General features: G+C 72.3%; 22 protein-coding genes. 4 read left to right on the forward strand and 18 right to left on the reverse strand.

What is annotated here, in order from left to right:
* Positions 1 to 10: 10 nt before the first annotated feature.
* The 9 genes from QC282_RS19650 to QC282_RS19690 form a co-directional block, all read right to left on the reverse strand.
* On the reverse strand, positions 11 to 250 hold the full coding sequence (locus QC282_RS19650) for a hypothetical protein (RefSeq protein ID WP_190097992.1): 240 nt from the start codon (positions 248 to 250) through the stop codon (positions 11 to 13).
* Positions 247 to 1,740, reverse strand: a complete 1,494-nt coding sequence (gene gatA, locus QC282_RS19655) for an Asp-tRNA(Asn)/Glu-tRNA(Gln) amidotransferase subunit GatA (RefSeq protein ID WP_279550809.1) — start codon at positions 1,738 to 1,740, stop codon at positions 247 to 249. The genes QC282_RS19650 and gatA overlap by 4 nt, the downstream gene beginning before the upstream one ends.
* 5 nt (positions 1,741 to 1,745) lie before the next feature.
* Positions 1,746 to 2,042 (reverse strand): Asp-tRNA(Asn)/Glu-tRNA(Gln) amidotransferase subunit GatC, encoded by a 297-nt coding sequence (gatC, locus tag QC282_RS19660; protein WP_031117542.1) that lies wholly within the window; start codon positions 2,040 to 2,042, stop codon positions 1,746 to 1,748.
* Between the two features lie 280 nt (positions 2,043 to 2,322).
* Positions 2,323 to 4,587, reverse strand: a complete 2,265-nt coding sequence (locus QC282_RS19665) for a bifunctional diguanylate cyclase/phosphodiesterase (RefSeq protein ID WP_279550810.1) — start codon at positions 4,585 to 4,587, stop codon at positions 2,323 to 2,325.
* Between the two features lie 259 nt (positions 4,588 to 4,846).
* Entirely contained in the window at positions 4,847 to 7,042 is a 2,196-nt protein-coding gene (gene ligA / locus QC282_RS19670) for an NAD-dependent DNA ligase LigA (RefSeq protein ID WP_279550811.1), read from the reverse strand.
* Between the two features lie 15 nt (positions 7,043 to 7,057).
* Positions 7,058 to 8,014, reverse strand: a complete 957-nt coding sequence (locus QC282_RS19675) for a methionine synthase (RefSeq protein WP_279550858.1) — start codon at positions 8,012 to 8,014, stop codon at positions 7,058 to 7,060.
* A 142-nt stretch (positions 8,015 to 8,156) separates the two neighbouring features.
* Positions 8,157 to 8,855 (reverse strand): SDR family oxidoreductase, encoded by a 699-nt coding sequence (locus QC282_RS19680; protein WP_279550812.1) that lies wholly within the window; start codon positions 8,853 to 8,855, stop codon positions 8,157 to 8,159.
* Positions 8,856 to 8,872: 17 nt separating this feature from the next.
* A complete protein-coding gene (locus QC282_RS19685) occupies positions 8,873 to 9,412 on the reverse strand; it encodes a TIGR00730 family Rossman fold protein (RefSeq protein ID WP_279550813.1) in 540 nt (179 codons plus the stop codon).
* Positions 9,409 to 10,212, reverse strand: a complete 804-nt coding sequence (locus tag QC282_RS19690) for a class I SAM-dependent methyltransferase (RefSeq protein ID WP_279550814.1) — start codon at positions 10,210 to 10,212, stop codon at positions 9,409 to 9,411. Before QC282_RS19690 ends, QC282_RS19685 begins: the two co-directional genes overlap by 4 nt.
* A 75-nt stretch (positions 10,213 to 10,287) precedes the next feature.
* Between QC282_RS19690 and QC282_RS19695 the strand changes: the two genes are divergently transcribed.
* Together QC282_RS19695 and QC282_RS19700 are read left to right on the forward strand one after the other, a co-directional pair.
* Positions 10,288 to 10,611 carry a DUF427 domain-containing protein gene (locus QC282_RS19695; RefSeq protein WP_279550815.1) on the forward strand — a complete coding sequence of 108 codons (324 nt, stop codon included), beginning with the start codon at positions 10,288 to 10,290 and terminating at the stop codon, positions 10,609 to 10,611.
* 54 nt (positions 10,612 to 10,665) lie between these two features.
* Positions 10,666 to 11,445, forward strand: a complete 780-nt coding sequence (locus QC282_RS19700; protein ID WP_279550816.1) for an alpha/beta hydrolase — start codon at positions 10,666 to 10,668, stop codon at positions 11,443 to 11,445.
* A gap of 66 nt (positions 11,446 to 11,511) precedes the next feature.
* On the opposite strand, the gene mnmA is transcribed toward QC282_RS19700, so the two are convergent.
* Positions 11,512 to 12,645, reverse strand: coding sequence for a tRNA 2-thiouridine(34) synthase MnmA (gene mnmA, locus QC282_RS19705; RefSeq protein ID WP_279550817.1), 1,134 nt, complete (start codon positions 12,643 to 12,645; stop codon positions 11,512 to 11,514).
* A 60-nt stretch (positions 12,646 to 12,705) separates the two neighbouring features.
* Between mnmA and QC282_RS19710 the strand changes: the two genes are divergently transcribed.
* The gene (locus QC282_RS19710) at positions 12,706 to 13,371 is read left to right on the forward strand and encodes a peptidoglycan recognition family protein (RefSeq protein WP_279550818.1); all 666 of its coding nucleotides are present in this window, start codon (positions 12,706 to 12,708) and stop codon (positions 13,369 to 13,371) included.
* Between the two features lie 115 nt (positions 13,372 to 13,486).
* Here the strand turns inward: QC282_RS19710 and QC282_RS19715 are convergent, their stop codons facing one another.
* The 3 genes from QC282_RS19715 to QC282_RS19725 form a co-directional block, all read right to left on the reverse strand.
* Positions 13,487 to 14,650 carry a cysteine desulfurase family protein gene (locus QC282_RS19715; RefSeq protein ID WP_279550820.1) on the reverse strand — a complete coding sequence of 388 codons (1,164 nt, stop codon included), beginning with the start codon at positions 14,648 to 14,650 and terminating at the stop codon, positions 13,487 to 13,489.
* Between the two features lie 116 nt (positions 14,651 to 14,766).
* On the reverse strand, positions 14,767 to 15,033 hold the full coding sequence (locus QC282_RS19720; protein ID WP_279550821.1) for a DUF4190 domain-containing protein: 267 nt from the start codon (positions 15,031 to 15,033) through the stop codon (positions 14,767 to 14,769).
* Between the two features lie 44 nt (positions 15,034 to 15,077).
* Positions 15,078 to 15,245 (reverse strand): hypothetical protein, encoded by a 168-nt coding sequence (locus QC282_RS19725; protein WP_279550822.1) that lies wholly within the window; start codon positions 15,243 to 15,245, stop codon positions 15,078 to 15,080.
* Between the two features lie 115 nt (positions 15,246 to 15,360).
* On the opposite strand from QC282_RS19725, the gene QC282_RS19730 reads away from it, so the two are divergent.
* Positions 15,361 to 15,987 (forward strand): TetR family transcriptional regulator, encoded by a 627-nt coding sequence (locus tag QC282_RS19730; RefSeq protein ID WP_279550823.1) that lies wholly within the window; start codon positions 15,361 to 15,363, stop codon positions 15,985 to 15,987.
* Positions 15,988 to 16,188: 201 nt separating this feature from the next.
* Here QC282_RS19730 and QC282_RS19735 read toward each other — a convergent pair whose 3' ends face one another.
* The 5 genes from QC282_RS19735 to QC282_RS19755 all read right to left on the reverse strand — a co-directional run bounded on the left by QC282_RS19735 (position 16,189) and on the right by QC282_RS19755 (position 21,211).
* The gene (locus QC282_RS19735) at positions 16,189 to 17,034 is read right to left on the reverse strand and encodes a thioesterase family protein (protein ID WP_279550824.1); all 846 of its coding nucleotides are present in this window, start codon (positions 17,032 to 17,034) and stop codon (positions 16,189 to 16,191) included.
* Positions 17,035 to 17,103: 69 nt separating this feature from the next.
* On the reverse strand, positions 17,104 to 17,784 hold the full coding sequence (locus tag QC282_RS19740; protein ID WP_279550825.1) for a trimeric intracellular cation channel family protein: 681 nt from the start codon (positions 17,782 to 17,784) through the stop codon (positions 17,104 to 17,106).
* Positions 17,785 to 17,847: 63 nt separating this feature from the next.
* A complete protein-coding gene (locus QC282_RS19745) occupies positions 17,848 to 19,095 on the reverse strand; it encodes a dipeptide ABC transporter ATP-binding protein (RefSeq protein WP_279550826.1) in 1,248 nt (415 codons plus the stop codon).
* A gap of 23 nt (positions 19,096 to 19,118) precedes the next feature.
* A complete protein-coding gene (locus tag QC282_RS19750) occupies positions 19,119 to 20,216 on the reverse strand; it encodes an ABC transporter ATP-binding protein (RefSeq protein ID WP_279550827.1) in 1,098 nt (365 codons plus the stop codon).
* On the reverse strand, positions 20,213 to 21,211 hold the full coding sequence (locus QC282_RS19755) for an ABC transporter permease (protein WP_279550828.1): 999 nt from the start codon (positions 21,209 to 21,211) through the stop codon (positions 20,213 to 20,215). Before QC282_RS19755 ends, QC282_RS19750 begins: the two co-directional genes overlap by 4 nt.
* Between the last annotated feature and the right edge of the window lie 83 nt (positions 21,212 to 21,294).

Consider the following 21,294-nt stretch of genomic DNA (forward strand, 5'->3'; position numbering starts at 1 on the left):
AACTTCCCTCTCAGCCCAGCAGGACGTCGTCGTCGCCCAGCCGCTTCAGCTCGCGGTAGAGGATGGCGAGGCCGGTGACGATCGCGGCGGCGGACACGGTGGCGTCGATGAGGACCAGCGTGTCCTTCTCGGCGCGGGCCGTCTTCAGCCGCTTGGCGACGCCGAGCGCGCCGAAGGCGGTGGCGGCCATGGACAGGTACGTACCGGACTTGGACTTCTTGAAGCCCTTGGCCTTGGTCAGTGCACTCACAGCGACGGTGCCTCCTCTAGCAGCGGGTGGCCCCACTTTTCCACGAAGGCGGCCTCGACGGCGGCGCCCACCCGGTAGAGCCTGTCGTCCTTCATGACCGGGGCGATGATCTGCAGGCCGACCGGGAGGTTGTCCTCCGGGGCGAGACCGCAGGGCAGCGACATGGCCGCGTTGCCCGCCAGGTTGGTCGGGATGGTGCACAGGTCGGCCAGGTACATCGCCATCGGGTCGTCGGCGCGCTCGCCGATCGGGAAGGCGGTGGTCGGCGTCGTCGGGGAGACGATCACGTCGACCTGCTCGAAGGCCTTGTCGAAGTCCTGCTTGATCAGCGTGCGGACCTTCTGGGCGCTGCCGTAGTAGGCGTCGTAGTAGCCGGAGCTCAGCGCGTACGTGCCCAGCATGATGCGGCGCTTGACCTCGGGGCCGAAGCCGGCCTCGCGGGTCAGCGAGGTGACCTCCTCGGCGGAGTGCGTGCCGTCGTCGCCGCTCCTGAGGCCGTAGCGCAGGCCGTCGAAGCGGGCGAGGTTGGAGGAGCACTCGGACGGGGCGATCAGGTAGTACGCCGACAGCGCCAGGTCGAAGGACGGGCAGTCCAGCTCGACGATCTCGGCGCCGAGTTCCTTCAGCAGCGCGACGGACTCCTCGAAGCGCTGCATGACGCCGGCCTGGTAGCCCTCGCCGCGGAACTGCTTGACGACGCCGACGCGCATGCCCTCGACCGAGCCGTTGCGGGCGGCCTCGACGACCGGCGGGACGGGCGCGTCGATGGACGTGGAGTCCAGCGGGTCGTGCCCGGCGATGACCTCGTGCAGCAGCGCCGCGTCCAGGACCGTACGGGCGCACGGCCCGCCCTGGTCGAGGGAGGAGGAGAAGGCGACCATGCCGAACCGGGAGACCGCGCCGTACGTCGGCTTCACGCCGACCGTGCCGGTGACGGCGGCCGGCTGGCGGATGGAGCCGCCGGTGTCGGTGCCGATGGCGAGCGGCGCCATGTGCGCGGCCAGCGCGGCGGACGAGCCGCCACCGGAACCGCCCGGGATGCGGGTGAGGTCCCACGGGTTGCCGGTCGGGCCGTAGGCGCTGTTCTCGGTGGAGGACCCCATGGCGAACTCGTCCATGTTGGTCTTGCCGAGGATGACGACGTCGGCGGCCTTCAGCCGCTTGGTGAGCGTCGCGTCGTACGGCGGGATCCAGCCCTCGAGGATCTTCGAGCCGACGGTCGTCGGGACGCCCTCGGTGGTGAAGATGTCCTTGAGCGCGAGGGGGACGCCGGCCAGCGGACCGAGCTTCTCCCCCTTGGCCCGCTTCTCGTCGACGGCACGGGCCTGCGCCAGCGCGCCCTCGCGGTCGACGTGCAGGAAGGCGTGCACCTTCTCGTCGACGGCCTCGATCCGGGCGAGGTGCGCCTCGGTGACCTCGACGGCCGTGAGCTCGCCGGAGGCGATCCTCGCGGCGGTCTCGGCGGCCGTGAGCCTGATGATGTCCGTCATGGTGGTTAGTCCTCCCCCAGGATCTGCGGCACCTTGAAACGCTGCTGCTCCTGGGCCGGGGCGCCGGAGAGCGCCTGCTCGGGGGTGAGCGAGGGACGGACCTCGTCCGGGCGCATGACGTTCGTCAGCGGGAGCGGGTGCGAGGTCGGCGGTACGTCTTGGTCGGCGACCTCACTGACGCGGGCCACCGCGCCGATGATGTCGTCCAGCTGGCCCGCGAAGTGGTCGAGCTCTTCGGGCTTCAGCTCCAGACGCGCCAGCCGGGCGAGGTGGGCGACCTCCTCGCGCGTGATGCCAGGCATGCAGCGATCCTCTGGGGTGAGTGTGTGTGGTTTGGCCCAATCCTATGGGGCCGGGACCGGTGCTCGTGAAACGGTTTCGCCCGGGCACGGCCAGGGAGGCGGTACGGCGGACGGGCCCCGACGCGCGACGGTACGGCATCGCCGCCAGGGGCACGGGGCGCTGCCCGGTATGCGGCCGCGCCGCGGGTCACGAGAACTCACGACGAACCGGCACGCACCCGGCACCCGGCGGATCATCCTGCGCAGCGTCCTGCGGCCAGCCAGCCCACGCGCCCCGCGGCTAGCCCACGCGCCCCGGGTCGTCCGCCGCGGCGGCGGGCAGCGCGGCGGCCGGCCGCTGCCAGCCCCGGGAACCGCGGGCGCGCAGCCAGGCCGTGGTCTCCTCCGGCGGCATCGCCGCCGCGACCAGCCAGCCCTGCACGGCGTCGCAGCCCAGGTCGCGCAGGCGCTCCCAGGTCTCGTCGTCCTCGACGCCCTCGGCGACGACGAGCAGGCCGAGGGAGTGCGCGAGGTCGACCGTGCAGCGCACGATCTCCGCGTCCTCGGTGTCGACGGCGAGCCGGGCCACGAAGGAACGGTCGATCTTCAGCTCGCTGACGGGCAGCCGCCGCAGGTGCACCAGCGAGGAGTAGCCGGTGCCGAAGTCGTCCAGCGACATCTTCACGCCGTGCCCGGTCAGGCCGTTGAGGGTGTCGGCGGCGCGCTGCGGGTCCTCCAGCAGGACGTGCTCGGTGATCTCCAGCTGGAGCGCGCCCGCCGGGACGCCGTGCCGGGCCAGCCGGGCGGCGACCGAGCCGGCGAAGCCGGGCGTGTGGACGTCGCGCGGGGAGACGTTGACCGCGACCGGGACGAACAGGCCCTGCGAGCGCCACCGGGCGACCTGCGCGAGCGCCGTCTCCAGCACGTACTCGGTGAGGTGGGGCATCAGCCCGGAGGACTCGGCGATCGCGATGAACTCGTCCGGCGGCACCTTGCCGCGCTCCGGGTGCACCCACCGCACCAGCGCCTCAAGACCCGCCACCTGGCCGTCGAAGCGGACCTTGGGCTGGTAGTGCAGCTCGACCTCGTGCGCGTCGAGCGCGCGGCGCAGGTCGCCGAGCAGTCCCAGCCGGTCGGGGGTGTTGGAGTCGCGCTTGGACTCGTAGACCTCGACGCCCGTGCGGTCCCGTTTCGCCTGGTACATCGCCACGTCCGCGCGGCGCAGCAGCCCTTCGGCGTCGAGCGCGTGGTCCGGGAAAACGGCGACCCCGGCGCTTGCCTCCAGCACGAGCGTGAGGCCGTCGAGGTCGAGGGGTGAGCTGAGGGCCGCCACGAGATTGCGGGCGACGCGGGTCGCGGACGTCGTGGAGTCGGCGACGGGCAGTAAGACGGCGAACTCGTCGCCGCCGAGCCTCGCGGCCTCCGCCCCGCGCGGCAGGGCGAGCCGCAGCCGGTCGGCGATCTGGAGGAGCAGCCGGTCGCCGGCGAGGTGGCCCAGGGTGTCGTTGACCGAACGGAAGCGGTCGAGGTCGATCAGCATGAGGGCGGCGCGGGCGCCGATGCGCTCGGCGTCGTCCAGCGCGGTCCAGGTGCGTTCCAGCAGCCACTGCCGGTTGGGCAGTCCGGTCAGCGGGTCGCGCAGTTGTTCCTCGGCCCGGGCGCGGGCGATCCACAGCGTGGAGTCGAGGGCGATCAGCGGGATGGCGAACAGCGGCAGCAGCACCGGCCGCGCGGCGGCGACGACGCACACGAGGGGGGCGATGCCGAGCAGCGCGACCGCGACCAGCCCCTGTCTGACCAGGGCCGTGCGCGCCACGGTGGGCAGTCCGCGGTGCGGGGCGTGCAGGTACCACAACAGCAGGCGGGTGACCGCGAGGTAGGCGACGGCGATCAGGATCACCTCGGGCACCGCGTAGAGCGTCCAGGTGTCCGGGGTCCAGGGGTGCTCGACGGACGGTACGGACCCGAAGGCGGCCGGCACGAGGGCGCCGGCGCCGATGCCGAGGATGTCCACCGAGCCGTGCAGCACGCCCTGCCGCCAGCGGCCCCGGCGGGCGATGCCGACCAGGACGACGACGGTGAGGCTGACCATGCCGGCCGGCACCCAGCCGTACAGCAGCAGGACGGCGAGGGTCAGGGCGGCGCCGGAGCCGGTGCCGCCCCACCAGCGGGAGCGGCCGAGCATGACGAGGTGGCCGACGATGATGCCGGTCAGCAGGGCCAGGGACCAGCCGACCCGGCCGGACGGGAAGAGGGCGTGGCCGCCGGCGAACGCGCGGTAGAAGCCGGCGCCGAGGACGAGCCCGGCCGTCGCGACGACCACCGCGGGCAGCGCCGGCCAGGACGACTGCCGGTCCTGGTCGGCGCCGGGCAGGGCCGAGGCGTGCCCGGCGGCCGGATAGGCGGTGCCGCGGCCGCCGGCCGCGGGGTGGTGGTGTCCGGCGACGTGTCCCCCGGCGGCGCCGTGCCCGGAAGGCCGTGCGGACCGGTGTCTCACCCGCCACGCGCTCGTCACGCGGCGCAGGCGCAGCCGTGAATCCGGGGCGGCGCTCTCGGTCGGTTCCATTCCCGTCCCTCTCACAGCCGGCGGTGCCCACGCCACGCGGCTCGACGCCCGACAACCATCAACGGTTCCGCGTTGGAAATCCCTGCCCCCGGCTCTGCGGCAGCACGGGGATGCCCCGACCGCAGCTGGGCACGGCAGGCGCACGTCTCAACAGTAGGCCGCTGAAGGCTTCCACGGGCAGCGGTCGTCGCCGGTTGCCCGAATGCGCCCCTGCCACCCTTATGCATCTGATATGCGCCGATCGGGTGGCCTTCAACCGCTACTCCTCGGCCGAAAGCGCGACGTCGGCGGCGGCCTGCGGCCCTTGCTCCAGCAGGACGTTCAAGCCGTCCTCGTTCAGAACCGGAACCTTGAGCTGCATCGCCTTGTCGTATTTCGATCCGGGGCTGTCACCCACAACGACGAACGACGTCTTCTTCGACACCGATCCGGTCACCTTGGCACCCCTGGCCTGCAGGGCGTCCTTGGCGCCGTCCCGCGTGAAGTGTTCGAGGGTGCCGGTGACGACGACGGTGAGCCCTTCGAGGGGGCGCGGGCCCTCGTCCTCCCCGGAGTGCTCCTCCTCCATGCGGACACCGGCGGCCTTCCACTTGCGGATGATCTCCTGGTGCCAGTCCTCGGCGAACCACTCCTTGAGGGCCTTTGCCACGATTTCGCCCACTCCGTCGACTGCGGTGAGCTCTGCTTCGCTGGCCTGTTCGATGCGGTCGATGGACCGGAACTCGCGGGCCAGCGCCTCCGCGGCGACCGGTCCGACGTGCCGGATGGACAGGCCGGTGAGAATCCGGGCGAGCGGGCGCTGCTTTGCGGCCGCGATGTTCTCCAGCATGGCGAGCGCGTTCTTCCGCGGCCCGCCCTCCTTGTTGGCGAAGACCCGGGCGACCTTCTCCTCACCGGTCTCCGGGTCGCGCTTGGGAAGACCGCTGTCCTGGTCCCGGACGTACGCCTTGATGGGCAGCAACTGCTCGACGGTGAGGTCGAACAGGTCGCCCTCGTCCTTCAGCGGCGGGTCCTCGGGCTCCAGCGGGGCGGTGAGGGCAGCGGCGGCGACGTAGCCGAAGGCCTCGATGTCCAGCGCCTTGCGGCTCGCGAGGTAGAACAGTCGCTCCCGCAACTGGGCCGGGCAGGTGCGGGCGTTGGGGCAGCGCAGGTCGACGTCGCCCTCCTTCATCGCCTTCAGCGGCGTACCGCACTCGGGGCACTCGGACGGCATCACGAACTCGCGCTCGCTGCCGTCGCGCAGGTCGGCCACCGGGCCGAGGATCTCCGGGATGACGTCACCGGCCTTGCGCAGCACCACCGTGTCGCCGATGAGCACGCCCTTGGCCTTGACGACGTCCTGGTTGTGCAGCGTGGCGAACTCGACCTCGGAGCCGGCCACCGTCACCGGCTCGACCTGGGCGTACGGCGTGACCCGGCCCGTGCGGCCCACGCCCACGCGGATGTTGAGCAGCTTGGTGTTGACCTCCTCCGGCGCGTACTTGTACGCGATCGCCCAGCGCGGCGCGCGGGAGGTGGAGCCGAGCCGGCCCTGGAGCGGGATCTGGTCGAGCTTGACGACGACGCCGTCGATCTCGTGCTCCACCGAGTGCCGGTTCTCGCCGTAGTACGCGATGAACTCCCGTACGCCGTCGAGGCCGTCGACCACCTTGTTGTGCCGGGAGGTGGGCAGGCCCCAGGTCTTCAGCAGGTCGTAGGCCTGGGAGAGGCGGGTCATGCCGTCGAGGCCCTCCAGGGCCCCGATGCCGTGCACGACCATGTGCAGCGGGCGGGTGGCGGTGACGCGCGGGTCCTTCTGGCGCAGCGAACCGGCCGCCGCGTTGCGCGGGTTGGCGAAGGGCTTGTCGCCGGCCTCGACGAGGCGGCGGTTGAGCTTCTCGAACTTCTCCATCGGGAAGTAGACCTCGCCGCGGATCTCCACGAGGCCGGGGACGCGGTCGCCCGTGAGGCGGTCCGGGATCTCCGCGATGGTCCGGACGTTGGGCGTGATGTCCTCGCCGGTGCGGCCGTCGCCGCGGGTGGCCGCGCGGGTGAGCCGGCCGTGCTCGTAGGTGAGGTTGACGGCGAGTCCGTCGACCTTGAGCTCGCACAGGAAGTGGTACTCCTGCTCGCCCAGTTCGCGGGCGATGCGGTCGGCCCAGGCGGCGAGCTCCTCGTCGTTGAACGTGTTGTCCAGCGACAGCATCCGCTGCCGGTGCTCGACCGCCGTGAACTCCGTCTCGTAGGACCCGGCGACCTTCTGCGTCGGCGAGTCCGGGGTGCGCAGCTCCGGGTACTGATCCTCCAGCGCCTCCAGGGACTTCAGGAGCCGGTCGAACTCGGCGTCGCTGACGACGGGAGCGTCCTTCACGTAGTACCGGAAGCGGTGCTCCTCGATCTGCTCAGCGAGCTGGGCGTGCTTCTCCCGCGCCTCGGCGGGCACCGCCGTGGTTTCCGCTTGCTTGTCGCCGGCCACCGTGTTGTCCTCCCGTTACTCAGGGTTGTCCGCGAGGGATCTCGCCGCCCGGGCGCAGTGGGCGAGAGCCCGGCGCGCGTACTCGGGGGACGCGCCCGCGAGTCCGCACGACGGCGTGACCGTGACCGCCTCCGCGAGAAGCCCCGGATGCAGCCCCAGCCTGCGCCACAGCGTCCTGACACCCATGACGCTACCGGCAGGGTCTGACAATGGGCCGTCCGTGCCCGGCACGACACCGGCGAAGAGCCGGGTGCCGCCTTCCACCGCCTCGCCGATGGTGTCGTCGTCACGCTCGGTGAGGAGCGCGAGGTCGAAGGAGACCGCCGCCGCGCCCGCCCGGCGCAGCAGGGCGAACGGGACGTCCGGCGCGCACGAGTGGACGACGACCGGCCCGCCGTCCTGGACGGCGACGACGTCGCGCAGCGTGGCCTCGACGGTCTGCCGGTCCACGGCCCGGTGGGTCCGGTAGCCGCTGGCCGACCTCACCCGGCCCTGCAGGACGGCGGTGAGGGAGGGCTCGTCCAGCTGGAGCACGAGCCGCGCGCCGGGCACGCGGCGGCGCAGCTCGGCGAGGTGCAGGCGCAGGCCCTCGGCGAGGGACGCGGCGAGGTCGCGGGTGGCGCCGGGGTCGGAGAGGGCGGCCTCGCCGTTCCTCAGCTCCAGGCCGGCGGCGAGCGTCCACGGCCCGACGGCCTGCACCTTCAGCGGGCCCTCGTAGCCCTGGGTGAACTCCTCCAGGGCGTCGAGGTCCTCCACGAGCCAGGCCCTCGCCCGCTTGGTGTCCCGTCCCGGCCGGTCCCCCAGCCGCCAGCCGCTGGGTTCCACGCGCGCGTACAGCTCGACGAGCATCCCGGCGGTCCGCCCGACCATGTCGGCGCCGGGCCCCCTGGCGGGCAGCTCGGGCAGGAACGGGAAGTCCTCGAAGGTCCCCGTCACGGTCTTGACGGCCTCGCGGACGTCACCGCCGGGCATGGAGCCGATACCGGTGGCCCCACCGAAGTGCGTGTTGTCGCTCGTGTCGCTCACGGTGGAAGCCTACGGTTCGCCGCGCCGGGCGGTCGGAGGTGCCCGGTCCTCCCGGCCGGCCGGACGTCCGGGCCCGGCCGGCGGGACGTCAGCGGCCCGGCCGCACCGTCAGGTCGTTGACCTCCGCGTCCCTGGGGAGGTCCAGTGCCATGACGATCGTCGTCGCGACCGACTCGGGGTCGATCCACTTCGACGCGTCGTACTCCTTGCCCTCCTGCTGGTGCACCCTCGCCTGCATCGGGCCGGCCGTGCGCCCGGGGTAGACCGACGTGACCCGGACGCCGTTCGGGTGCTCCTCGTGCCGCAGCGAGTCCGCCAGCGCCTTCAGCCCGTGCTTGGACGCCGCGTACGCGGACCAGTCCGCGTGGGCGTTCAGTCCCGCTCCCGAGTTCACGAACACGACGTGTCCGCGCGAGGTCCGCAGCTGGGGCAGGAACAGCCGGGTCAGCTCGGCGGGCGCGACGAGGTTGACGTTGAGCTGGTGCCGCCACGTCTTGGGGGTCAGCTCGCCGACCGGCCCGAGGTCGACCACGCCCGCGATGTGCAGCAGCGTGTCCACCCGTTCCGGCAGTGTCTGGTGGGAGAGCGCCCAGCTCAGCCTGTCCGGGTCCGCCAGGTCGCCGACCAGGGTGCGCGCCCCGGGAAACTCCGCGGCCAGTTCCTTCGCCCGGCCCGCGTCACGCGCGTGCAGCACGAGTTCGTCCCCGCGCGCGTGCAGCCGGCGGGCGACGGCCGCGCCGATGCCGGACCCGGCCCCGGTGATCACATGTGTAGCCATGCCCGCCATGCTCGCACCACCGGCGCTCAGGCCACGCCCCGGCTCTCCTCCAGGTAGGCCAGCGCCCCGACCGGCTCCTCGGCGAAGAACACCAGCTCGGTCAGGGGGCGGGGCAGGAAGCCCTCGTCCTCCATGCGCCGGAACTGTTCCTTCAGGCCGTCGTAGAAGCCCGCCGTGTTGAGCAGCACGACCGGCTTGTCGGTGTGGCCGTGCTTCTTCAGCTCCAGGATCTCGGTGGCCTCGTCGAGGGTGCCCGTGCCGCCCACCATGATCACGACGGCGTCGGCCTTCTCCAGCAGCAGCCGCTTGCGCTCGGCGAGGTCCTTGGCGATCACCATCTCGTCGACGCCGGGGCGTGCCTTGGCCGCCAGGAACTCCACGGAGACGCCGGTGAGACGGCCGCCGGCCTCCTGCACGCCGTCCGCGACGACCTTCATCAGGCCCACGTCGGAACCGCCCCACACCAGCGTGTGGCCGCCCTTGCCGAGCAGCTCCGCGAACTCCCGCGCGGGGCGCGTGTAACGGTCGTCGAGGTCGGCGGCGGAGAGGAAGACGCAGATGTTCATGGCGCCACCGTACGCGCCGCCCGGGACGCGGCCGTCACGCGCAGCTTCGACTGCCGGTGCGGCAGGTCCTCCCAGTCGTCCATGAACCGGGCGGTCAGGCCGTGCCGGGCGGCGAGGTCCACCAGGGTCTCGGTGCGGTAGTAGAAGTCCTCGTGCAGCACCTGGTGCTCCTCGCCCTCCGTGCGGTCGAAGGTGAAGTCGAAGAAGCCGCCGGGCGCGAGGATCCGGCCGACGTGCGCGAAACACTCCTCGATGACGTGCCGGGGCGAGTGCGAGAAGACGCTGTGCGCGTGGACGACGTCGAAGTGCCCCTCGGGCAGGAACGCGAAGGTGAGGTCGTCGGCGAGCGTCAGGTGCGGCAGCTTGGCCTGCAGCCCCTCCCGTACGAGGGTGTCCTGGGCGGCGAGCAGGATGGCCGGGGAGATGTCGATGCCGTAGTAGTTGCCGCTGTCCAGGTGGTCGATGAACAGCCGCCCGGCCCGCAGGTTGCCGCAGCCGATGTCGAGCATCCGGTGCTGCGGCTTCAGCCCGTGCCGCAGCAGGTAGTCGAACTGCATGCGGCCGATGCGTTCCCAGGACTCGGCCGACGGGTTGTGGCCGACGGCGGCCCTGGGGTCGCGGGCGGCGTCCGAGGCCATGACGGCCCGGTAGTACGCGATGTGGTCGCGGTGCCTGAGCCGCAGCCACGTGTCGCGTGCCATGCGCCGGACGTGGGCGGGGACCCTGTCCGGGTGGGACAGGGCGTACCGCACCTGATGGGCGAGGCTGCTGCGGTTCCTGGCCGGTCGGGTGGTCGCCATGGGGCCTCCTGCGGGAAGAACTCCGCTTCAGGGTGCGCTGTGCGGAAGGACTCGGCTACCCAAGGAGGGACGATCGTGACCGAAGGACACCGGATCACCGTCGAGAAGAGCGACCGGCACGTGCGCGTGGTGCACGGCGGCCAGGTCCTCGCGGAGAGCGACGAGGCGCTGGTCCTGCGGGAGACGGGCTGCCCGGACCGCTACTACCTGCCGCCCGTGGACGTCCGGCTCGACCTGCTGACGCCGTCCCGCACGCACACGTACTGCCCCTTCAAGGGCACCGCGTCCTACTGGTCCCTGCCGGACGCGGCGGACCTCGTGTGGGCGTACCCGGACCCGAAGCCGGCCGTGGCCCCGATCAAGGACCACCTGTGCTTCTACGAGGTGGAGGTGGGCTGACCGTCGCGGTGTCGTGAGGGGTGAAGCGCCCGCCGTAGGGCAGTCTGCACAGGCATGGACAAGAAGACGCTTTCCAAGGACGGCACGTCCATCGCGTACCGGCGCACCGGCCAGGGGCCCGCGGTGATCCTCGTGAGCGGTGCGATGTCGACGGGCGCCACGGTGGCACCGCTGGCCGGACCGCTCTCGCGGCACTTCACCGTCGTCGTCCACGACCGCAGGGGCCGCGGCGAGAGCGGCGACACGCAGCCGTACGAGGTGCGCCGCGAGGTGGAGGACCTGGCGGCGCTGATCGACGAGGTGGGCGGGGAGGCATCGCTGTACGGCGTCTCGTCGGGCGGCGCGCTCGTCCTGGAGGCGGCGGCGAGCGGACTGCCGGTGCGCCGGGTCGCCGTCTACGAGGTGCCGTACGCCATGGACGAGGACGCCGTGCGGCAGCGGCGGGAGTACACCGCGCGGCTGACCGAGGCGCTGGGGCAGGGCAGGCCCGGGGACGCGGTGGAGCACTTCCTGCGGCTGACGGGGCTCGCCGAGGAGATGATCCAGGGCGCGCGGCAGTCCCCGATGTGGGCCGCCATGGAGTCGATCGCGCCGAGCCTCGCCTACGACGACGCCTGCATGGGCGACGGCCGGGTCCCCCGCGACAAGCTGGCCTCGCTCACCCTGCCGGTGCTGTCGCTGGCGGGCGGGGCGAGCCCGGCGTGGATGCGGGAGGCGGCCAAGGAGATCGCCGGGGCCGCCGCGCGGGGCACGTACCGCTCCCTGGAGGACCAGACCCACGTGGTCGATCCGAACGTGCTGGCGCCGGTGCTGGCGGAGTTCTTCGCGGACTGACCGCCCGGCCGGCGGGGTCGCCTCGGCGGAGGGCCGGCACCCGTGCCGTAAGCCCGTAGGTGCCGCTCAGGCGACGCCCGCCGCCGTCGCCCGTACCGTCGACGCGATCGTCGCCGAGCCCACCACGCGCGTGCCGTCGTACAGGACGATCGCCTGGCCGGGCGCGACGCCGCGGACCGGCTCGGCGAAGCGCACCTTCAGCCCGCCGTCGGACGGCTCGGCGGTCACCTCGGTCTCGTCGCCGTGCGCGCGGAGCTGGGCCGTGTAGGTGCCGGGGCCGGTCGGGGCGGCTCCGCACCAGCGGGGCTTGATCGCGGTGAGCGCGGTGACGTCGAGCGCGGACGCGGGACCGACGGTGACCGTGTTGTCGACGGGCGAGATGTCCAGGACGTAGCGCGGCTTGCCGTCGGGGGCCGGGGTGCCGATGCGCAGGCCCTTGCGCTGGCCGATGGTGAAGCCGTACGCGCCCTCGTGCGTGCCCAGCTTGGCGCCGGACTCGTCGACGATGTCGCCCTCGGCCTTGCCGAGCCGGTTCGCGAGGAACCCCTGGGTGTCGCCGTCGGCGATGAAGCAGATGTCGTGCGAGTCGGGCTTCTTGGCGACGGCGAGGCCGCGCCGCTCGGCCTCCGCGCGGATCTCGTCCTTGGTGGTGACCGTGTCGCCGAGCGGGAACATGGCGTGCGCGAGCTGCCGGTCGTCCAGCACGCCCAGCACGTACGACTGGTCCTTGGCCATGTCGGAGGCGCGGTGCAGCTCGCGCGTGCCGTCCTCGTTCACGACGACCTTGGCGTAGTGACCGGTGCAGACCGCGTCGAAGCCCAGCGCCAGCGCCTTGTCCAGCAGGGCGGCGAACTTGATCTTCTCGTTGCAGCGCAGGCACGGGTTCGGGGTGCGGCCGGCCTCGTACTCGGCGACGAAGTCCTCGACGACGTCCTCGCGGAAGCGGTCGGCGAGGTCCCACACGTAGAACGGGATGCCGATGACGTCGGCGGCGCGGCGGGCGTCGCGCGAGTCCTCGATGGTGCAGCAGCCGCGCGCGCCCGTGCGGAACGACTGGGGGTTCGCCGAGAGGGCGAGGTGGACGCCGGTGACGTCGTGGCCCGCCTCGGCCGCGCGTGCCGCGGCGACGGCTGAGTCGACGCCGCCGGACATGGCGGCGAGGACGCGGAGGGGTCGGGTGCGCTGCGGGGTGTCAGTCATAGCCCCTCCAGGGTACGGGGGCCCGGGAACCTGGACTCCCGGGTATCCGTTCACGATCACATGGGGGAGAGACGAGCATCCAAGGACACCGACCGGCGCATGGGGCGGCGGGCGCTGATCGTCGGCGGTGCGGCGGCCGCCGTCGGCACGGCGGCGCTGGCGCGCGACGAGCTGGCCCGGCTGTGGTGGCGGACACCGGGCGTGGAGAAGCCGCGCGAGGCGGGCGAGGTGGACTTCCGGGGTGCGCGCTGGGTGGCGGCGTCGGACGCGAACTGGCGCCGCGCGGACCGGCCCGACGACTACGGCATCGACATGGTGGTCGTCCATGTCACGCAGGGCAGCTTCGACAGCGCGGTGAGGGCGTTCCAGGACCCGGGGCACCGGGCGGCCACGCACTACATCGTCGGCCAGGACGGCCACATCGCGCAGATGATCCGCGAGCTGGACGTGGCGTACCACGCGGGCAACCGCGCCTACAACGAACGCAGTGTCGGCATCGAGCACGAGGGTTTCGTGGACCGGCCGCAGGACTTCACGGACGAGATGTACGAGGCGTCGGCCCGCCTCACTGCCCGGATCTGCGCCCGGTACGAGATACCCGTGGACCGCGAGCACATCATCGGCCACGTGGAGGTGCCGGGCACCGACCACACGGACCCGGGCCCGCACTGGGACTGGGACCGCTACCTGAAGCTCGTCCGGCGGGCACGGACCGCCGTGGCGTGAGCCGGCCGGGGGCGGCGGCGAGGAGGGCGCGGGCGAGCCCTGACGGGGCATCCGTCCCGCCGCTCATCCTGAGCGCCCCGCCACTCACCCTGAGGCGGCCCGGCCCGCCGCTCCGCTACGTCAGCCCCGCCGCCCGTGCCCGCTCCACCGCCGGTCCGATGGCTTTGGCGAGCGCCTCGACGTCGGCCTGCGTGGAGGTGTGGCCGAGGGAGAAGCGCAGGGTGCCGCGGGCCAGTTCCGGGTCGGTGCCGGTGGCGAGCAGGACGTGGCTGGGCTGGGCGACACCCGCGGTGCAGGCGGAGCCCGTGGAGCACTCGATGCCCTGGGCGTCGAGCAGCAGGAGCAGCGAGTCGCCCTCGCAGCCGGGGAAGGTGAAGTGCGCGTTGGCCGGGAGGCGGTCCTCCGGGTCCCCGCCCAGGATCGCGTCGGGCACGGCGGCCCGGACCGCGGCCACCAGGGCGTCGCGCAGGGCGCCGATCTCGCGGGCGAACCACTCGCGCTGCTCGGCGGCGAGCCGTCCGGCGACCGCGAACGAGGCGACGGCGGGCACGTCGAGGGTGCCGGAGCGCACGTGCCGCTCCTGGCCGCCGCCGTGCAGCACGGGCACGGGCGTGTACTCACGGCCGAGCACCAGGGCGCCGATGCCGTACGGGCCGCCGATCTTGTGCCCGGACACCGTCATCGCGGCGAGCCCGGAGGCGGCGAAGTCGACGGGCAGCTGACCGAAGGCCTGCACCGCGTCGGCGTGCAGCGGGACGCCGAACTCGCTGGCGGCGTCGGCGAGTTCACGGACCGGCATGATCGTGCCGATCTCGTTGTTGGCCCACATCACGGTGGCGAGGGCGACGTCGTCGGGGTCGCGGGCGATGGCCTCGCGCAGCGCGTCGGGGTGGACGCGGCCGTAGGAGTCGACGGGCAGGTACTCGACGGTGGCGCCCTCGTGTTCGCCGAGCCAGTGCACGGCGTCGAGGACGGCGTGGTGCTCGACGGGGCTCGCGAGGACGCGGGTGCGGGCCGGGTCGGCGTCGCGGCGGGCCCAGTACAGGCCCTTGACCGCGAGGTTGTCGGCCTCGGTGCCGCCGGAGGTGAGCACGATCTCGCTGGGGCGGGCGCCGAGGGCCTCGGCGAGGGTTTCCCTGGCCTCCTCTACGGTGCGCCGCGCGCGGCGGCCCGCCGCGTGCAGCGAGGAGGCGTTGCCGGTGACGCCGAGGTGTGCGGTGAGTGCCTCGACCGCCTCGGGCAGCATCGGGGTGGTCGCGGCGTGGTCGAGGTAAGCCATGGTGAGCCCGATTCTACGGGGCTGCTCCGCGCGCCCTTCCGGCCCTGCCCCGCCCGCCCCCCCCGTGCCGCCCCGCGGTCCTCGCGGCCGGGGCCCGCAAGCTCCCGGTGACGGGCTCAGAAGCTCCAGGAGATGGTGTGGTCGGCCTGCATGAACGCCGCCAGGACGACGAGGTCGGCGACGCCGAGTCCGAGGCCGAGGAAGGCCCGGCCGCGACGGGCGGTGCCGCGCCGCAGGGCGACGCCGGCCAGCGCGATGGCGATCGGCCCGAGGAACACGTTGAGGACGAGCAGACCGAGCAGGCCGAGGACGAAGGACGCGACGGCCATGCCGTCGGTGTCGCGGATGCCGGTGCGGTGCGTGGCCGGTGCGGTCAGGTGCATGGCGGGTCAGCTCCCGAGGGTCGGTTCGGGGTCGGACGTGCGGGTCAGCCGGCGGAGGTGCCGCGGCGGCGGGCGTGGCGCTCACGGAGGGCGAAGACGCCCAGCCACGCGGCGATCACGACGGCGGCGACGAGGGTGAAGGACAGGGGCGCGTGGGCGACGGTGCCCAGCACGACGCCGAGCAGCAGGAGCGCTGCGACCAGGAACAGCATGGAATTTCCCCCTACGGTCGGGTGAACAACATGCAGTTACACTTGTTCACTGACTTCCCAGTCTAACGCGGCCCATGACTTTCCCCTTGCGGAGAACGGTTGTTAACTGCATGTCATGAGTCACACCCTCGGCGTCCGGCAGGCCCGGAAGCAGAAGACCCGGCAGGCGCTGCTGGACGCGGCGTTGGGGCTGCTGGAGGAGCAGAGCCTGAGCAGCCTGGGGCTGCGCGAGGTCACGCGGGCCGTCGGCGTCGCCCCGACCGCCTTCTACCGGCACTTCCGCTGCACGGCGGACCTGGGCGTGGCGCTGGTCGAGGAGGCCCTGGGCAGTCTGCACCCGATGATCCGGACGACGGTGGCCACGACGGGCGACAGCGACGAACGCATCGACCGCGCCGTCGGGTTGATCGCCGGCCACGTGGCCGCGCACCCGGCGCACGTCCGGTTCGTCGCGCGCGAGCGGCACGGCGGCGTACAGCCGGTGCGGGAGGCCATCCGGGCCCAACTGGCGCGGTTCGCCGGGGAGGTGAAGGCCGAGCTGGCCAAGGACCCGGTGTCGGCGGGCTGGAACGACGACGACCTGCTGATGCTCGCGCACCTCTACGTCGACCAGATGCTCGTCACGGCGTCACTGTTCCTGGAGGCGCTGGAGGCCCCGGCCCCGGAACGCGAGCGCGTCAGACGGCTCGCCGCCCGCCAGTTGAGACTGATCAGCCTCGGGCGGCGGCACTGGCTGGACTGACGCCCACTGCCCGGCCGGCGGCAGCGGGACGAACGCACCGGCCGAGCCGCACCCGCCGCGCGGCACGCGGCACGCGTACGGCCACGCCCGCCGAGCCGGCACACACACGCGGCACGCGTACGGCCACGCCGACCGCGCCGCCCGGCCGACCACGCCGATGCCTGCGTCACACCGGCAGAGCCGCCGCTCCCCCGCGCCTCCTCAGCCGAGCCGGACCCGCGCGAGCTGGCGGGACTGGGCCACCAGCCGGTCGGCGCCGTCCCAGACCTCGGCGTCCTCCTCCAGGAAGCCGCCGGCGAGGTTGCGCGTGGTGATCGCCACCCGCAGCGGGCCCGGCGCCGGGCGGCACCGCACGTGCACGGTCAGCTCGACCGTGGGCACCCAGCCGGACAGTCCGAGCTCGAAGGCGGTGGGCGGCAGCGCGTCGACCGCGAGGAGCAGCGAGAAGGGGTCGGCGTCCCGGCCGTCCTTGAGGCCGAACCAGGCGCGCATCTCGCCCTTGCCGGACGGCTGCCCGAGCGCCCAGCCGAGGGTGGCCGGGTCCAGCTTGATCATCAGCCGGTCGGCGATGGCCGAGCTGCCGGGCACGGGCGCCGGTCCGTCCTCGGGTCCGAAGCACTGGTCCATCGGCGGGATCGCGGGCGGCAGCGCCGAGGTGCGGACGTCGTCGGGGAGTGCGTCGAGGTCGCCGTAGGAGGCGAGGACGCGGATCCGCTCGACCTCGTTGCCCTCGTCGTCGTACTGGAACAGCGAGGCCTGGCCGGTGGAGAGGGTGCGGCCGGTGCGGACGGTCTCGGTGCGCACGACCGCCGGGCCAGGCCGGGAGGCGGTGAGGTAGTGCGCGGAGACGGTGAACGGGTCGGGATGCGGCAGCGCGTCCGAGAGGGCGCGGCCCAGTACGGCCAGCAGGTAGCCGCCGTTGACGGCGTTGATGATCGTCCAGCCGGCGGACAGGTCGATGTCGTAGACGCCTTCCGCGCGCCGGGTGACGGCGGTGTCGCGGTCGAACTCGCTGCTGCCGATGGTCGCCTGGGATGCCTGAGCCATGGCGGTACGGTACAACAAGTAACTACTGAGCGGTAGCTTTCTGTATGTCGGCCGTGTGAACGCCGGTGGTCAGGTGAACGACGAGGCCCCGCGGTCCTCCTCGCTCACCGTCGACCTGCGGTTCCAGGCGCGCGGCGCCCGCCAGTGGTAGCGCATCGCGAGCAGCCGCAGCACGAAGGCCGTGACGACCGCGAGGCCGCTGGTGACCGGCGTGAGCACGTCGTGGCGGATGCACAGCGCGACCATCGTGGCGCCCACGATCGCCGGGACCGCGTACAGGTCACGGTCCCAGCGCAGCAGGGACGGCACCTCGTTGGCGAGGACGTCCCGCAGCACGCCGCCGCCCACCGCGGTGGCGAGGCCGAGGCAGGCGGAGGCGGTCAGGCCGAGCCCGTACTCGTACGCCTTCGTCGTCCCGGCGACGCAGAACAGGCCGAGGCCCGCCGCGTCGAAGACGTTCACCCCGGCCTGGATGCGCTCGACCTGGGGGTGCAGGAAGAAGACCAGCGCGGCGGCGAGCAGCGGGGTGAGGAAGTAGCCGAGGTCGGTGAAGGCGGCGGGCGGCACGGCCCCGATGATCAGGTCGCGGAACAGCCCGCCGCCCAGCGCGGTGACCTCGGCGAGGACGGCGATGCCGAACACGTCGAAGTTCTTCCGGACGGCCAGCAGGGCGCCGGAGATCGCGAAGACGAAGATGCCGATCAGGTCGAGCGTGTGCTGGACGGACGGGCTGAACAGTTGCTGAAGCACCCTGCCATTCTCACCCGACAGCGAGCCCCCGCCTTACATTGCAAGGCGGGGGCTCGGTCAGGCTTACTTCTCGGTGGAGTCCTCGGAGGAGGCGTCCTTGGCGGGAGCGTCCTTGGAAACGGCGTCCTCGGGCGAGCTGTCCGCGGAGGCGGTGTCCCTGGTTGCCTCGGCCACCGCAGCCGACGTCTCCGCCGACTCCTCCAGCACCGCCTCGCCGACCAGCTCGCCGGCCTCCTTCGCGGCCGACAGCAGGACCGTGTCCTGGGGCGCCTGGTCCGCGAAGTTCTCCGGGTGGTGGCAGGCGACGCGCTGTCCGGGCCGCAGCTCCAGCAGCGGCGGCTCGGTCGTACGGCAGATCTCCGTCGCCTTCCAGCACCGGGTGTGGAAGCGGCAGCCGCTCGGCGGGGCGATCGGCGAGGGCACGTCGCCCTTGAGCAGGATGCGCTCGCTCTTGGCGGCCCTGCGCCGCGGGTCCGGGATCGGCACCGCCGACATCAGCGCCTTCGTGTACGGGTGCATCGGCGCCCTGTACAGCGAGTCGCGGTCGGCCAGCTCGACGATCTTGCCGAGGTACATCACCGCGATACGGTCCGAGACGTGCCGGACGACGGAGAGGTCGTGCGCGATGATCACGTACGTCAGGCCGAGCTCCTGCTGGAGGTCGTCCAGCAGGTTCACCACCTGCGCCTGGATCGACACGTCCAGCGCCGACACCGGCTCGTCCGCCACGACCAGCTTCGGGTTGAGCGCCAGGGCGCGGGCGATGCCGATGCGCTGGCGCTGGCCGCCGGAGAACTCGTGCGGATAGCGGTTGTAGTGCTCGGGGTTGAGCCCCACGACCGACAGCAGCCGCTGCACTTCCTTCTTGATGCCGCCCTCGGGCTCGACGCCCTGGAGCTTGAAGGGAGCGCCGACGATCGTGCCGATGGTGTGCCGGGGGTTCAGCGACGAGTACGGGTCCTGGAAGATCATCTGCACGTCGCGGCGCAGCGGGCGCATCCCGCTCACACCGAGGTGCGTGATGTCCTTGCCCTCGAACTCCACCGTGCCGGCGGTCGGTTCGAGCAGCCGGGTGATGAGCCGGCCCATCGTCGACTTGCCGCAGCCCGACTCGCCCACGACGCCCAGGGTCTCGCCCGAGCGGACCTCGAAGTCGATGCCGTCGACCGCGCGCACCGCGCCGACCTGCCGCTGGAGCAGGCCCTTGCGGATCGGGAAGTGCTTCTTCAGGCCGGTCACCCTCAGCAGGACCTCGCCGGGGGCGGCGTCCTTGGTGAGCGTCGCACCGTCGCTCTTGGCGGGAGTGGTCACCACTGTGTCCTCGGAGTTCTCGCTCACAGCTTCGGCGCAATCTCTTCGGTCCAGATACGCTCCCGCTGCTCCGTGCTCATGTGGCAGGCGGCCCAGTGCCGGCTGCCGACCTCGGCCAGCTCGGGACGGACCGTGCGGGTGACGTCGTCCTTCGGGACGTCCGCGTAGGGACACCGCGGGTTGAAGGCGCAGCCCGACGGGATGTTGATCAGCGAGGGCGGGGAGCCCTTGACCGGGATGAGCCGGTCCTGCTGCTCGCGGTCCAGGCGCGGCATCGAGCCGAGCAGCCCCCAGGTGTAGGGGTGGCGCGGCTCGTAGAAGACCTTCTCGGCGGGCCCGCGCTCGACGCAGCGGCCGCCGTACATCACCAGGATGTCGTCGGCCAGTTCGGCGACGACGCCCAGGTCGTGGGTGATGACGATGACCGCGGAGCCGAACTCCTTCTGCAGATCGCGGATCAGGTCGAGGATCTGCGCCTGGACGGTGACGTCCAGGGCGGTGGTCGGCTCGTCCGCGATGAGCAGTTCGGGGTTGTTCACCAGCGACATGGCGATCATCGCGCGCTGGCGCATGCCGCCGGAGAACTCGTGCGGGTAGCTGTCGACGCGCTTGTCCGGCTGCGGGATGCCGACCCGGTCGAGCATCTCGACGGCACGCCGCTTGGCGGTCTTCTTGTCGACGTCGTGGTGGATGCGGTACGCCTCCACGATCTGCGCGCCGATCGTGTAGTACGGGTGCAGCGCGGACAGCGGGTCCTGGAAGATCATCGCCATCTCGCGGCCGCGCAGCCGTCGCACGTAGTCCGGGTCGGCGGACAGCAGTTCGGTGCCGTCCAGCCAGATCTCCCCGGAGATCTGCGCCTTGCGCTTGCCGTACTGGCCGGCGGTGTGCAGGCCCATGATGCCGAGCGAGGTCACCGACTTGCCGGAGCCGGACTCGCCCACGATGCCGAGGGTCTTGCCCTTCTCCAGCTGGAAGCTGAGCCCGTCGACGGACTTGACCAGGCCGTCGTCCGTCGGGAAGTGCACCTTGAGGTCGCGCACCTCCAGGAAGGCGCCGGGCGCCCGCGAGGTGCCGGTGGGCTCGCCCACGGCCGCTCCGGTCTTGCTGAGTCCGGTCATGAGAGCCTCACTCGGGGGTCGATCACGGCGTACAGGATGTCCACCACGAGGTTGGCGATGAGCACGGCGAGGGACGTGATCAGGGTGACGCCCAGGATGAAGGGCAGGTCCTGGTTCTTGATCGCGTCCAGCACCTTCTGGCCGAGGCCGGGGAGGCTGAACGTGGTCTCGGTCAGGATCGCCCCGCCCATGAGGGCACCGATGTCCATGCCGAGCATGGTGAGGATCGGCGTCATCGTCGAGCGCATCGCGTGCTTGCGGATCACGACCTGCTCGCGCAGGCCCTTGGCACGGGCCGTGCGGATGTAGTCCTCGCCGAGGATCTCCAGCATGGTGGCGCGGGTGATACGGGCGTACATCGCCGCGTACAGGAACGCCAGGGTGACCCACGGCAGGATCATGCCGCCGAGCCAGCCGGTGAGGCTGTCCTCCAGCGGCACGTACTCGCCGTCGATCCAGCCCAGTCCGTAGGAGAAGATCGCCAGGCTGAGCAGACCGGTGAAGTAGATGGGGAGGGAGACGCCCGCCAGGGCAACGACCATCGCGCTGCGGTCCCACACGCTGCCCCGCTTGAGCGCGGAGAGCACGCCGGCCGCGACGCCCATGAGCAGCCACAGCAGGGCGGCGCCGAGCGCGAGTCCCAGGGTCACCGGGAAGCGGTCGGTCAGCACCGGCCAGACGGCCTGTTCACTGCGGAAGGAGTACCCGAAGCAGGGCGCGGCGCACTGGGTGACGTCGCCGCCGGCCGCGTAGGTGCGGCCCACGAAGATGCCCTTGAAGAACTCCCAGACCTGGACGTAGACCGGGTCGCTCAGGCCCAGCTTCTGCCGCACCGCCTCGACGGCGGCCGGGTCGGCCTGCTTGCCCACGAAGCTCGTGGCCAGGTCGACTCCCGCCCACTTGGGGACGAGGAAGAAGATGCTGAAGACCACCAGGATGATGACGACCAGCATCACTGCGGCGGCGAACAGCCGCCTGATGAGGTAAGCGAGCACAGCTCTCGGCCCGGCGGCGGACCGGGGCCACCGGAGGTCCTCCGGTGGCCCGCGGTCACACCGCCCCGGCCTTCACCTGCCTT

It is taken from the genome of Streptomyces sp. DH24, assembly GCF_029813775.1.
Classification (GTDB): Bacteria; Actinomycetota; Actinomycetes; order Streptomycetales; family Streptomycetaceae; genus Streptomyces.